Here is a 13496-nt window from a genome sequence, read left to right as displayed (position 1 = left end):
CATGCGCGACGTGGGACACCCGCACGGATGCCCCACGCCGGACGCTCAGCGAGCGGTCAGCTCCTCGGCCACGAGGAACGCCAGCTCGAGCGACTGCATGTGGTTCAGTCGCGGGTCGCACAGCGACTCGTACCGGGTCGCCAGCGTCGCCTCGTCGATGTGCTCGGACCCGCCGAGGCACTCGGTGACGTCGTCGCCGGTGAGCTCGACGTGGATGCCGCCCGGGTACGTGCCGGCCGCACGGTGCGCCTCGAAGAAGCCGCGCACCTCGTCGACCACGTCGTCGAAGCGACGCGTCTTGTAGCCGTTCGGCGTCGTGATGCCGTTGCCGTGCATCGGGTCGGTGACCCACAGCGGGTTGGCGTCGCTGCGCTTGATGGCCTCGAGGAGCGGGGGCAGCGCATCGCGGATCTTGCCGGCGCCCATACGCGTGATGAACGTGAGGCGGCCCGGCTCGCGATCGGGATCGAGCTTCTCGACGAGCTCGAGCATCGTCTCGGGCGTCGTCGACGGGCCGAGCTTCACGCCGATCGGGTTGCGGACGCGCGACAGGAAGTCGACGTGCGCGCCATCGAGATCGCGCGTGCGCTCCCCGATCCAGATGAAGTGGCTCGACGTGTCGTACGGCGTGCCGGTGCGCGAGTCGATACGCGTCATCGGCCGCTCGTAGTCCATGAGCAAGCCCTCGTGGCCCGTGTAGAACTCGGTGTGCTTCAGCGCCTCGAAGTCGGCACCGCACGCCTCCATGAACTTGATCGCGCGGTCGATCTCGCGTGCGAGCGACTCGTAGCGGGCGTTCGCCGGGTTCACCGAGAAGCCCTGGTTCCAGGAGTGGACCTGGCGCAGGTCGGCGAATCCGCCCGTGGTGAAGGCGCGGATGAGGTTCAGCGTCGACGCGGCCATGTGGTAGCCGCGCACCAGTCGGGCCGGGTCGGCCGCGCGGGACTCGGGCGTGAAGTCGTAGCCGTTGACGATGTCGCCGCGGTACGCGGGCAGGGTGACCTCGCCACGCGTCTCGGTGTCGCTCGACCGGGGCTTCGCGAACTGCCCGGCCATCCGGCCCATCTTCACGACCGGCATCGAGGCGCCGTACGTGAGCACCACGGCCATCTGCAGCACCGTCTTCACGCGGTTGCGGATCTGGTCGGCGGTCGCTCCGGCGAACGTCTCGGCGCAGTCGCCGCCCTGCAACAGGAACGCCTCGCCACGCGACGCGGCGGCGAGCCGGGTGCGCAGCATGTCGACCTCGCCGGCGAACACGAGCGGCGGCAGGGTCGCGAGCTCGGCGGATGCCGCGTGCGCGGCCTCGGCGTCGGGCCACTGCGGCTGCTGCTTGATCGGCAGGGTGCGCCAATAGTCGAGACCGTCGATCACGGAGGGATCTGCACTGATGACGGGCTCGACGAGCTGTACCACGGAAGTGTCCTGAGGGGTGCGGGGCGCGGTGCGCCGGGAATGGGAACGCGGCGCCGCACGTCGCGCCGCCGCTGCATCGAGCCTACCCCGAGGTCGTCGCGCGTTGCTCCCGCACGGAGCTCGCGTAGACGTCGACGTACTGCTGGCCGCTCAGCGCCCGGAGTTCGTAGACGAGCTCGTCCGTCACGGAGCGCAACACGAAGCGATCGCCCTCGAGGCCCTCGAACCGGGTGAAGTCGAGCGGCTCGCCGATGATGATGCCGATGCGCCGGATCTTCGGCAGCCTCGTGCCGATCGGCATGACCTTCTCGGTGCCGATCATCGCGACGGGGAGCACGGGCACGCCGGCCTCGAGCACCATGCGCGCGACCCCGGTGCGGCCACGATAGAGCCGCGCATCCGGGCTGCGGGTGCCCTCGGGATAGATGCCGAGGATGCCGCCTTCGCCGAGCACGCGGAGACCGGTGAGGAGTGACGCCTCCGACGCCTTGCCACCTGACCGGTCGATGGGCAGCTGCCCCGCCGCCTGGAAGAACGTCTTCGTCGCCCAGCCCTTGAGGCCCTTGCCGGTGAAGTACTCGCTCTTCGCGAGGAACACCACCGGTCGGTCGACGACGAGCGGGAGGAAGATCGAGTCGATGAACGAGAGGTGGTTGCTCGCCAGCACCACCGCGCCCTGCTTTGGCACGTGCTCGAGGCCGACCACCCACGGCCGGAAGATCGCGAGGAGGATCGGGCCGATCACGATGTGCTTCATGATCCAGTAGAACACCGGCGGACTCCCCTCCCGTGCGGACGAACGCTTCAGCCTAGCGCCGGGCGCGCGTCAGGCGTGGTCCTGGACCCAGACGCGTGCCAGGTCGGCCGCGCCGACCACTCCGGCGTCGTTGACGAGCTCGGCGATCACGAAATCGGGCTCGGGGTGGTAGCCGCGCGCCGGGAGGTGCTCGAAGAACGACTCGCGAATGGGAGCCAGGAGCAGCTCCCCCGCCACCGCCACGCCGCCGCCGAACACGAAGCGCTGCGGGTCGAGCACGGCCGCGAGGGACGCCGAGGCCTGCCCCAGCCAGTGGCCGAGCTGGCGGAGCGCGGCGACCGCCCCCGGGTCCTCGGCCTCGATGAGCGAGCCGACGAGCCGACCGTCGAGGGCGCCGTGCTCGTCGCGCACCCGCGCGAGCGACTGTCCGATGCCGCCCGCGTCGGCGATCTCGTTGGCCATGCGCAGCAGCGCCCGGCCCGAACCGTACTGCTCGAGGCATCCGTGCTGCCCGCAGCCGCAGGCGATGCCGCCCGGCACGACCCGGACGTGGCCGAGCTCGGCGCCGGCGCCGAAGCCGCCGCGGAACAGGCGGTCGCCCGCGACGATCGCGCCGCCGACGCCCGTGCCGATCGTGAGCATCACCATGTCGCTCACGAGGCGGCCCGCACCGAACCGGAACTCGGCCCACCCCGCGGCATTCGCGTCGTTGTCGACGACCACCGTCGTGCCGACGCGGGCCTCGAGCTTCTCGCGGAACGGCTCGTTGCGCCAGTTGATGTTCGGCGCGTAGTAGACCGTCGACTGGGCGGCGTCGATGAACCCAGCAGCGGCGACGCCGACGGCCGCGACGTCGCCGTCGGCCGAGAGCGACTGGATCATGGCGACGACGGCGTCCTCGAGGAGCGCGGGATCGCCGGCGGCGGTCGGAACGCGCTCGCTGCGCACGATGGCCCCGAACTCGTCGACGACCGCTCCTGCGATCTTCGTCCCGCCGATGTCGATACCGATCGCATGCACCAGCAAGCCGCCTTTCGTACGGGGTGAGGCCGAATGATCCCGGGGCCTCAGGGCCGCACGAGCAACGACTAGAGTGTAATCGACCCCAACGCCGAGGTTCGCGCGCCCCGAGGCCGCGCGGCCTCCTCCGGTGCCGAAGGAGCTACCGTGATCCAGTTCGATACCCCCGCCGTCGTCCCGGCCGACCCCGACGCGAACGCGACCGACCTCCTCGTCGACCGGGTCGCCGCCACGCCCGACTCGGTGCTGTTCTCCCTCCCGACGGCCGACGGCGGCTGGTCGCCGGTCACGACCCGCGAGTTCTACGACCAGGTCATCGCGCTCGCGAAGGGCCTCGTGGCCGCTGGCATCCAGCCGGGCGACAAGATCGGGCTCATGTGCAAGACCCGGTACGAGTGGACCCTCATCGACTTCGCCACCTGGTTCGCCGGCGCGGTGCTCGTGCCGATCTACGAGACGAACTCCCCCTCGCAGGTCAAGTGGAACCTCAGCGACTCGGGCGCCGTCTCCGTGATCCTCGAGACGCCCGACCACTTCGCGCGCTTCGACGAGGTGCACCCCGAGCTGCCGGCCATCCGGAACGTCTGGCAGATCGACCTCGGCGATCTCGACAAACTCGCCGCGTCGGGCACCGGCGTGGCCGACGAGGAGATCGAGCGGCGACGCAACCTCGCGGTCGGCTCCGACATCGCGACGCTGATCTACACCTCGGGCTCCACCGGCAAGCCGAAGGGCTGCGTGCTCACCCACTCGAACTTCGTCGAGCTCTGCCGCAACTCCGCCGTGGCGCTCAAGGAGGTCGTGTCCGAGCCCGGCGCGTCGACCCTGCTCTTCATCACGACCGCGCACATCTTCGCGCGCTTCATCGCCGTGCTCGCGGTGCACGCGGGCGTGCGGGTCGGCCACCAGCCGGACACCAAGCAGCTGCTCCCGAGCCTCGGCAGCTTCAAGCCCACGTTCCTGCTCGCCGTCCCGCGCGTGTTCGAGAAGGTCTACAACGTCTCCGAGCAGAAGGCCGAGGCCGGCGGCAAGGGCAAGATCTTCCGCGCCGCCGCCGAGACGGCCGTCGCCTACTCGATGGCGAAGGAGTCGGGCGCCGTGCCGTTCGGCCTGAAGGTCAAGTTCGCCATCCTCGACCGGCTCGTGCTCTCGAAGCTGCGCGCCGCGATGGGCGGCAACGTGAAGTACGCGGTATCGGGCTCGGCGCCCCTCGGGCCGCGTCTCGGCCACTTCTACCACGCCCTCGGCATCACGATCCTCGAGGGCTACGGCCTCACCGAGACGACGGCGCCGGCGACCGTCAACCTGGCCACGAAGTCGAAGATCGGCTCGGTCGGCCCGGCGCTTCCCGGCGTCTCGGTCCGCATCGCCGACGACGGCGAGATCGAGGTCAAGGGCATCAACGTGTTCAAGGAGTACTGGAAGAACCCCGAGGCTACCGCCGACACCTTCAACGGCGAGTGGTTCAAGACCGGCGACCTCGGCTCGTTCGACAGCGACGGCTTCCTCTCGATCACGGGGCGCAAGAAGGAGATCATCGTCACGGCCGGCGGCAAGAACGTGTCGCCCGCCGCCCTCGAGGACCCGATCCGCGCGAACCCGCTGGTGGGGCAGGTCGTCGTCGTCGGCGACAAGAAGCCGTTCATCTCCGCGCTGGTCACCCTCGACCCCGAGATGCTCCCCGTCTGGCTCAACAACAACAACGAGGACGCGGGCATGAGCCTCGAGGAGGCCACCACCAACGCCGCGGTGCTCGCCGAGGTGCAGCGGGCCATCGACGCCGCCAACGAGAACGTGTCGCGCGCCGAATCCATCCGCAAGTTCACGATCCTGGCCACCGAGCTCACCGAGGCGAGCGGGCACCTCACCCCGAAGCTGAGCATCAAGCGCAACGTGATCCTCGAGGACTTCTCGGGCCAGATCGAGTCGATGTACTCGGGCGCCCCGGCCACCGAAGGCCACTCCATCGTGCACTGAGCCCACGCATCGTCGATTGCACGAAGAAGGGCCCCGCGGCATCCGCGGGGCCCTTCTTCGTCATGCGTGTCACGGCCGGGTCGGCCCGGCGCGGTCAGAACCAGTCCGACTCGCGCACCTCCTTCATCGCGACCCGACGTTCGGCCTTCTCGAGCCGGTCGAGGTAGAGGATGCCGTCGAGGTGGTCGGTCTCGTGCTGCAGTGCCTGCGCCATCAGGCCCGAGCCCGAGAGCTCGACCTCGTTGCCGTCGAGGTCGATGCCGCGAACCCGGGCGAACGGATGCCGCGGCGTCTTGTGCCAGAGCCCCGGAACCGACAGGCACCCCTCGTCGATGGCCTCGACCTCGCCCGACACCTCGACGATCTCGGGATTCAGGATGTATCCGACCTCGCCGTCGACGTTGTAGCTGAACGCGCGCAGGTTGACCCCGATCTGCGACGCCGCCACCCCCGCACGGCCCGGGAGCTTCACACTGTCGATGAGGTCGGCGACGAGCGCGCGCACGCCATCGTCGATCTGTTCGACGGGGGCGGAGACGGTCTTCAGGACAGGGTCGCCGAACAGGCGAATGGGGCGTTCCGGCACGTGCGCTCCGATATCAGTACCCGCGGTCGGCGGGCAGGCCTTCCACGACGAGCGCCGCGAGTTCGCGGGCCGCGTGCTTGGTCACGGGACGCAGCTCGTGCCAGTTCACGACGGATCCGGCGGCGAGCTGCGGGTCGTAGGGGATCCGCACGATCTCGCGCACCCGCGACGCGAAGTGCGCCTCGATCTCGTCGACCTTGACGAGGTGGGTGCCCTGGGTCGCCAGGTTGATCGCGACGACCGCGTTCCGCACGAGCTCGCCGTAGCCGTTGGCCTCCAGCCAGGTGAGCGTCTCGGACGCGAGCCTCGCCTCGTCGACGCTGCCGCCTGACACGATGACGATCGAGTCGGCCCGCTGCAGGGTGGCGCGCATCACCGAGTGCACGATGCCGGTTCCGCAGTCGGTGAGCACGAGGGAGTAGTACCGGGCCGCGAGCCCCGCGACCACGTTGTAGTCGTTGTCGTCGAACGCCTCTGACAGCGTCGGATCGGTGTCGGACGCGAGGATGTCGAGCCGCGTCTCGTCGCGGGAGACGAAGGCGGAGAAGTCCGTGTAGCCGCCGATCGACGAGGCCTTCGTGACGACGTCGCGCACCGTCTCGCGGGTCTGGCGATCGACGCGCTCGGCGAGCGTGCCGCGGTCGGGGTTGGCGTCGATCGCGATGATGCGATCGTCGCGCGCATCGGCGAGGGCCATGCCGAGCAGGGCGGTGATCGTCGTCTTGCCGACACCGCCCTTGCGAGTGAGGACCGGCACGAAGCGGGCGCCGCCCTCGAAGCGCTTCTGGATGCGAGCGGTCAGCTCCTTGTATGCCCGGGCCTTGGCCGAGTCGCCGAGGTTCACGAGGTGCAGCGACGCCTCGTAGAGGAAACGGTTGAACCCGCCGTGCGGCGCGGGCCGCGTGGTGCGGTTCAGGTCGATGAGCCGATCGGCGGTGAGGGACTCGGACGGCTCGGGCAGCTCGGAGGGTGCGAGCTGGTCGGTCGGCACGTCGACGACGGCGACGTGGCTGCCGGTGTCGGTGCTCACGCGCTCGCGCCGGAGCTTGGAGGCGTCGGAGGCGAGGAGCGCACTGTAGGGCGACGCGTCGCGCCGGTAGGAACTGCGATATCCGGCATTGGAGAGCGCCGGCGTGACGACCTCGACCGAGGTGGTCGAGGGCCCGCCGCCGACCACGGTGCCCGGATTCACGGCCACATCGTCGATCGCGACGGCGACCTCGTCTTCCGGCATCTCGGGCCGCGGCGCGGGAGGCAGGTCGACCCGGATGTTCAGGCTCTCGGGGAGGGCACTCGCTGCGTGCGCGCCCGTCGTCGGCTCGAGCTCACCGTGCTCGTCGGGGGTTCGACGCGCTCCGGTCGCCCGACGTGTCGTCATCTCGCGATCACTGCTGTCGTCAGCCACGGATAGCCCTCCTCACCAGTGCGAACACATCGACAGCCTAGCGCGGGCGCACCACCACGAGGAGATCGCCCGCCTCCACCTGCTGCGTCTTGGGGATGGCGAGCCGCTCCACGACACCGGCGACGGGCGAGGTGATCGCCGCCTCCATCTTCATCGCCTCGATCGACGCCACGCTCTGCCCGGCGGCGATCTCCGCGCCCGGCTCGACCTGCAGCGTGACGACGCCCGAGAAGGGCGCGGCCACCTGGCCGGGCTGCGAGGCATCCGCCTTCTCGGCCGCGCGGGTCTCGACCACGATGCTGCGGTCGCGCACGAAGACGGGTCGGAGCTGGCCGTTGAGGATGGTCATGACCGTGCGCATGCCCTTGTCATCGGCCTCGCCGATCGCCTCGAGGCCGGCGTAGAGCCGCACGCCCTTGTCGATCTCCACCACGTGCTCGGAACCCTGGCGCAGCCCGTAGAGGTAGTCGGAGGTGTCGACGACCGACAGGTCGCCGAAGAGCTCCCGGATCTGCTCGAACTGGCGCGTGGGTGCCGGGAACAGCAGGGCGTTGAGCGTCGCGCGACGGGTGACGCTGTCCCCGTCGAGGGCGCTGCGCTGGTCGTCGGTGAGCTCCGTCACGCCGATGCGCACGTCACGGCCGGCGAGCACCTTCGTGCGGAAGGGCTCGGGCCACCCGCCCGGGAGGTCGCCGAGCTCTCCGGCCATGAAGCCGACGACCGAGTCGGGCACGTCGTACTTGTCGGGGTTCTCCGCGAAGTCGGCCGGATCCGCCTTGACCGCCGCGAGGTGCAGCGCGAGGTCGCCGACCACCTTCGACGAGGGCGTCACCTTCGGCACGCGGCCGAGGATCTTGTTGGCCGCGGCGTACATGTCCTCGATGAGCTCGAAGTCGTCGGCCAGGCCGAGCGCGATCGCCTGCTGGCGCAGGTTCGAGAGCTGTCCGCCGGGGATCTCGTGGTGGTACACGCGGCCGGTGGGGCCGGGCAGGCCGGACTCGAACGGCTTGTAGAGGCGGCGGACCGATTCCCAGTACGGCTCGAGGTCGGTGACCGCGTCCAGCGAGATGCCGGTGTCGCGCTCGGTGTGCGCGAGCGCCGCGACCAACGACGAGGCGGACGGCTGGCTCGTGGTGCCGGCCATCGGCGCGCTCGCCACGTCGACCGCGTCGACGCCGGCGCGGCTGGCCGCGAGCAGCGTGGCCAGCTGACCGCCGGCGGTGTCGTGGGTGTGCAGGTGCACCGGCAGGTCGAAGCGCTCGCGCAGTGCCGTCACGAGGCGCTCGGCGGCGGCTGGACGGAGAAGGCCGGCCATGTCCTTGATCGCGAGGATGTGCGCGCCCGCCGCGACGATCTCGTCCGCGAGCCCGAGGTAGTAGTCGAGCGTGTACAGGTCTTCGGCGGGGTCGAGCAGGTCGCCCGTGTAGCAGAGGGCCACCTCGGCAACGGCGTGGCCGGTGGCCAGCACTGCGTCGATCGCCGGGCGCATCTGGTTCACGTCGTTGAGGGCGTCGAAGATGCGGAAGATGTCGACGCCCGTGGCTGCCGCCTCGCGGATGAACGCGTCGGTGACCTCGGTCGGGTACGGCGTGTAGCCGACCGTGTTGCGCCCACGCAGGAGCATCTGGATGTTCACGTTCGGCAGTGCCTCGCGAAGCGCGGCGAGGCGCTCCCACGGGTCCTCGCCGAGGAACCGGAGCGCCACGTCATAGGTCGCGCCGCCCCACGCCTCGACCGAGAGCAGCTCGGGGGTCATACGAGCCACGTAGGGGGCGACGGCGACGAGGTCCTTCGTTCGCACCCGGGTCGCGAGCAGCGACTGATGCGCGTCCCGGAACGTCGTCTCGGTGACGGCGAGCGGCGTCTGCGCACGCAGGGCCGCGGCGAAGCCCGTGGGGCCGAGCTCGAGGAGGCGCTGACGCGACCCCGCCGGCGCCGGCTCCGAGAGATCGAGCGCCGGGAGCTTCTCGGCCGGGTTCACCGACGTGGGCGCCGGTCCGTTCGGCTGGTTCACGGTGACATCCGCGAGCCAGTTCAGGATCTTCGTGCCGCGGTCCTTGGACACGCGGCCACGGACCAGCTGCGGGCGCTCCTCGATGAAGGAGGTGCTGAGGTCGCCGGCGACGAACGCCGGGTCCTCGAGGACCGCCTGGAGGAACGGGATGTTCGTGGAGACGCCGCGGATGCGGAACTCGGCGAGGGCGCGCTTCGCCCGGGCCACCGCGGCCGGGTAGTCACGGCCGCGGCACGTGAGCTTCGCGAGCATCGAGTCGAAGTGCGGGCTGATCTGGGCGCCGGGGTTGATGGTGCCGCCGTCGAGGCGGATGCCCGCACCGCCGGGCGACCGGTAGGTGGTGATCTTGCCCGTGTCGGGCCGGAAGCCCGCCGTGGGGTCCTCCGTCGTGATGCGGCACTGCAGCGCCGCGCCGCGCAGGCGGATCTGGTCCTGCTCGAGGCCGAGGCTCGCGAGCGTCTCTCCCGCCGCGATGCGGATCTGCGAGACGACGAGGTCGACGTCGGTGACCTCCTCCGTCACGGTGTGCTCGACCTGGATGCGCGGGTTCATCTCGATGAACACGTGCTCGCCGGCACGTTCGCCCGCGGTGTCGAGGAGGAATTCGACGGTGCCCGCGTTGACGTAGCCGATCGACTTCGCGAACGCGATGGCGTCGCGATAGAGCGCCTGGCGCACGTCGTCGGACAGGTTCGGCGCCGGCGCGATCTCGATGACCTTCTGGTGACGACGCTGCACCGAGCAGTCGCGCTCGAACAGGTGCACCGTCTCGCCCGAGGCATCCGCCAGCACCTGGACCTCGATGTGGCGGGGGCGGAGCACCGCCTGCTCGAGGAACATCGTCGGATCGCCGAAGGCGCTGTCGGCCTCGCGCATGGCCTCTTCGAGCGAGCCGCGCAGCTCGTCCTTCGTGTTGACGCGGCGCATGCCGCGACCTCCACCGCCGGCGACCGCCTTGGCGAAGATCGGGAAACCGATCTCGTCGGCCTGGGCCACGAGCGCCTCGATGTCGCGCGAGGGCGGCGTCGACTTCAGCACGGGCACGCCCGCGGCGATCGCGTGCTCCTTCGCGGTGACCTTGTTGCCCGCCATCTCGAGCACGTGCTTCGGCGGGCCGATGAAGGTGATGCCCGCCTCGGCCGCGGCCTGCGCGAGCTCGGGGTTCTCCGAGAGGAACCCGTAGCCCGGGTAGATCGCGTCGGCGCCCGACTCGCGCGCCACGCGGATGATCTCGGCCACGTCGAGATACGCCCGCACCGGATGCCCGGGCACGCCGATCTGGTACGCCTCGTCGGCCTTCAGACGATGCAGGGAGTTGCGGTCTTCGAACGGATACACGGCGACGGTCTTCGCGCCGAGTTCGACGGCCGCACGGAACGCCCGGATGGCGATCTCCCCGCGGTTGGCTACCAGGATCTTCGTGAACATGCAGGCCTTTCGACGCGGTTTCCGCACAGCGAACATTTAGGTATCGCCCGAGGACTAAAGGTAACGTATCTGTTCGTGCACGTACTCAGCGTCAGTTCCCTGAAGGGCGGTGTCGGCAAGACGACCGTCACCCTCGGACTGGCCTCAGCGGCCTTCGCCCGAGGGGTGCGGACGCTCGTCGTCGACCTCGACCCGCAGTCCGATGTGTCGACCGGCATGGACATCCAGATGGCCGGCCACCTCAACGTCGCCGACGTCCTCGCGTCGCCGAAGGAGAAGATCGTCCGCTCGGCGATCGCCCCGAGCGGCTGGACCAGGTCCAACCCGAGCTCGACGATCGACGTCATGATCGGCAGCCCCTCGGCCATCAACTACGACGGCCCGCATCCGTCGATCCGCGACATCTGGAAGCTCGAGGAGGCGCTCGCGAACGTCGAGGCCGACTACGAGCTCGTGCTCATCGACTGCGCGCCCTCCTTGAACGCGCTCACCCGCACGGCCTGGGCCGCAAGCGACCGCGTCGCCGTGGTCACCGAGCCCGGCCTCTTCTCCGTCGCCGCAGCCGACCGTGCCCTCCGCGCCATCGAGGAGATCCGCCGCGGCCTCTCCCCCAGGCTGCAGCCGCTCGGCATCATCGTGAACCGCGCCCGCGTGCAGTCCCTCGAGCACCAGTTCCGCATCAAGGAGCTGCGCGACATGTTCGGTCCGCTCGTGCTGTCGCCCCAGCTGCCCGAGCGCACGTCGCTGCAGCAGGCGCAGGGTGCGGCGAAGCCCCTCCACATGTGGCCGGGCGAGAGTGCAGAGGAGATGTCGAACCACTTCGACCAGCTCCTCGACCGGGTGCTCCGCACGGCGAGGATCGCCGAGTACGCCGGCACGCCGCTGGAGCTCGAGTCGCCCGTCATCTGACGTCATCTGGGACGCCCGGGCGTGGCGCGACCATTGCGATGGGCTCGACGGCGGGCAGCGGAGCGGTCAACGGATCCGTGGCACGGCGTGATCGCCGAGCCCGCTGAGGGTCAGGAGATCTTGCGCGAACGCGCGCCGCGGCGCGCGGCCAATTCGTCCATCGGGTCGGCCGGATGCGTGTCGAGCTCGACCAGCGTCGACTCGACCTCGCGGAGGACCTTGCCGACGGCGATGCCGAACACGCCCTGTCCGCGGTTCACGAGGTCGATGACCTCGTCGTCGGAGGTGCACAGGTAGACGCTCGCACCATCGCTCATGAGCGTCGTCTGCGCCAGGTCGTCGATGCCCGCCTCGCGGAGCTGGGTCACCGCGGTGCGGATCTGCTGGAGCGAGATGCCGGTGTCGAGGAGCCGCTTGACGAGCTTGAGCACGAGGATGTCGCGGAATCCGTAGAGTCGCTGCGAACCCGAGCCGGCCGCGCCGCGCACGGTCGGTTCCACGAGCTGGGTGCGTGCCCAGTAGTCGAGCTGCCGGTAGCTGATACCTGCCGCGCGCGCGGCGACTGCTCCGCGATATCCCGCAGCGTCGTCGTGATCGGGGAGCCCATCGGTGAACAGCAGGCCGAGGTCGTAGCGATCTCGTTCACTCCGGTCGAGCTCGCTCATCCGATCGCCCCTCACTCTCACGCCCGCACCCCGATGGCGCGAGTCCCACGCTACCGACGCCAAGGGTCCGCGCCAAACACATCGGGCCGAACGTCACGGCGTGTCGCGGATCAGCGTGCGAGTCGCGCGAGCGCGTCCCTCACCACGGCGCTGCGCACCGTCTCGAGCTGTTCGGCGAGCTCACGTGCGCGCTCTGCCGCACGCGCCTTGTCGGCCGGGTCGGAGCGTCGCGACGGGGCGATCGCCCGCTCGACGAGCGCGGCCTCCCGTTCTGCGGCGGCGCGCAGGCCCCTGAGGTGGCGGGTCTCGATGCCGACCTCGCGCAGGGCGACGAGCGCCCGGAGCACGGTCAGCGCCTCCTCGCCGTAGGGTCCGGCGGCCGGCAGGAGCGAAGCGGAGACGGCGTCGTCGAGCAGGGTCCGCGTCGCACCGGCGACCTCCACCAGCTCGTCCCGCCCGTATCGGCGCGCACCGGCGAGGAAGGATGCCGCGCTCACCGCCCCGGGCAGGGCGGGCGTCTCACCGGCGTCGATCGCCTCGAGATGCGCCCGGATGACCTTGAGCGGGAGGTACTGGTCGCGTTGCATCGACAGCACCACGGTGATGCGCTCCACGTCGGCGTTCGAGAACTTGCGATAGCCGGACGGCGTGCGCGCCGGCGAGACGAGGCGCTGCTCCTCGAGGAATCGCAGCTTCGACGGCGTCAGCTCGGGGAACTCGGGCTGAAGCAGCGCGAGTACCTGGCCGATGCCGAGCAGTTGGGCCTGGCCGCTCGCGTGCGTGGAGGCGGCGGTGCCCGGCACTAGCTGCTCGCCAGCGGCGCCAGGTCGCGTCGGGAGGCGTAGAAGGTGAGCCGGTATTTGCCGATCTGCACCTCTGCGCCGTCACTGAGGAGGGCCGTCTCGATGCGCACGCCGTCGAAGTACGTGCCGTTCAGCGAGGAGAGGTCCTTCACCTCGAAGGCCGTGCGGTGGCGGAGGAACTCCGCGTGCCGTCGGGAGACGGTGACGTCGTCGAGGAAGATGTCGGCGTCGGGGTGACGGCCGACCGTCGTGACGTCGGTGTCGAGCAGGAACCGGGCTCCGCTGTTCGGACCGCGGCGCACGATGAGCAGCGCCGACCCCGAGGGCAGCGCGGCGATCGCCTCCTGCTCCTCGGCAGTGATGTCACCGTCGAGGGCGGAGAGCTGCGCGGCCGCCTCGCGGCTGAATCCGATGGTGGTGTCGGTGGAGCCGTCGCCGACGGCGCCGTTCGACCGCGTGGCCGGAGACCCGCCGTCGTCGGCCCCAGCTGCGCCAGCCTGAGTCATGTCGTCATCC

The 13496-nt window shown here is 70.2% G+C and carries 11 protein-coding genes; 2 read left to right on the top strand and 9 right to left on the bottom strand.

Features of this window, described 5'->3' with window-relative positions; all coding sequences use genetic code 11:
* Positions 1–45: 45 nt before the first annotated feature.
* From J2X63_RS13615 to J2X63_RS13605, 3 genes are all read right to left on the bottom strand, one after another.
* The gene (locus J2X63_RS13615; RefSeq protein WP_396133158.1) at positions 46–1416 is read right to left on the bottom strand and encodes a class II 3-deoxy-7-phosphoheptulonate synthase; all 1371 of its coding nucleotides are present in this window, start codon (positions 1414–1416) and stop codon (positions 46–48) included.
* A gap of 82 nt (positions 1417–1498) precedes the next feature.
* Positions 1499–2188 (bottom strand): lysophospholipid acyltransferase family protein, encoded by a 690-nt coding sequence (locus tag J2X63_RS13610; RefSeq protein WP_309978147.1) that lies wholly within the window; start codon positions 2186–2188, stop codon positions 1499–1501.
* A gap of 54 nt (positions 2189–2242) precedes the next feature.
* Positions 2243–3193 (bottom strand): ROK family glucokinase, encoded by a 951-nt coding sequence (locus J2X63_RS13605; protein WP_309978144.1) that lies wholly within the window; start codon positions 3191–3193, stop codon positions 2243–2245.
* Between the two features lie 147 nt (positions 3194–3340).
* On the opposite strand from J2X63_RS13605, the gene J2X63_RS13600 reads away from it, so the two are divergent.
* Positions 3341–5170 (top strand): AMP-dependent synthetase/ligase, encoded by a 1830-nt coding sequence (locus J2X63_RS13600; RefSeq protein WP_309978142.1) that lies wholly within the window; start codon positions 3341–3343, stop codon positions 5168–5170.
* A gap of 94 nt (positions 5171–5264) precedes the next feature.
* On the opposite strand, the gene def is transcribed toward J2X63_RS13600, so the two are convergent.
* From def to J2X63_RS13585, 3 genes are read right to left on the bottom strand one after another with little or no spacing between them, the layout of a single operon-like run.
* Positions 5265–5756, bottom strand: coding sequence for a peptide deformylase (gene def / locus J2X63_RS13595; protein WP_309978139.1), 492 nt, complete (start codon positions 5754–5756; stop codon positions 5265–5267).
* Between the two features lie 13 nt (positions 5757–5769).
* Complete coding sequence (locus J2X63_RS13590) at positions 5770–7161, bottom strand: MinD/ParA family protein (RefSeq protein ID WP_309978137.1); 1392 nt, start codon at positions 7159–7161, stop codon at positions 5770–5772.
* 37 nt (positions 7162–7198) lie between these two features.
* Positions 7199–10603 (bottom strand): pyruvate carboxylase, encoded by a 3405-nt coding sequence (locus J2X63_RS13585; protein ID WP_309978135.1) that lies wholly within the window; start codon positions 10601–10603, stop codon positions 7199–7201.
* A 75-nt stretch (positions 10604–10678) separates the two neighbouring features.
* On the opposite strand from J2X63_RS13585, the gene J2X63_RS13580 reads away from it, so the two are divergent.
* Positions 10679–11512, top strand: coding sequence for a ParA family protein (locus J2X63_RS13580; RefSeq protein ID WP_309978132.1), 834 nt, complete (start codon positions 10679–10681; stop codon positions 11510–11512).
* Positions 11513–11622: 110 nt separating this feature from the next.
* Here J2X63_RS13580 and J2X63_RS13575 read toward each other — a convergent pair whose 3' ends face one another.
* The 3 genes from J2X63_RS13575 to J2X63_RS13565 all read right to left on the bottom strand — a co-directional run bounded on the left by J2X63_RS13575 (position 11623) and on the right by J2X63_RS13565 (position 13486).
* Positions 11623–12177 carry a MerR family transcriptional regulator gene (locus J2X63_RS13575; protein WP_309978130.1) on the bottom strand — a complete coding sequence of 185 codons (555 nt, stop codon included), beginning with the start codon at positions 12175–12177 and terminating at the stop codon, positions 11623–11625.
* Between the two features lie 110 nt (positions 12178–12287).
* Positions 12288–12980, bottom strand: a complete 693-nt coding sequence (locus J2X63_RS13570; protein ID WP_309978128.1) for a MerR family transcriptional regulator — start codon at positions 12978–12980, stop codon at positions 12288–12290.
* Positions 12980–13486 (bottom strand): FHA domain-containing protein, encoded by a 507-nt coding sequence (locus tag J2X63_RS13565; RefSeq protein WP_309978126.1) that lies wholly within the window; start codon positions 13484–13486, stop codon positions 12980–12982. The genes J2X63_RS13570 and J2X63_RS13565 overlap by 1 nt, the downstream gene beginning before the upstream one ends.
* Between the last annotated feature and the right edge of the window lie 10 nt (positions 13487–13496).

It is taken from the genome of Agromyces sp. 3263, assembly GCF_031456545.1.
Classification (GTDB): domain Bacteria; phylum Actinomycetota; class Actinomycetes; order Actinomycetales; family Microbacteriaceae; genus Agromyces.
This window is presented reverse-complemented; position numbering and strand designations above follow the sequence as displayed.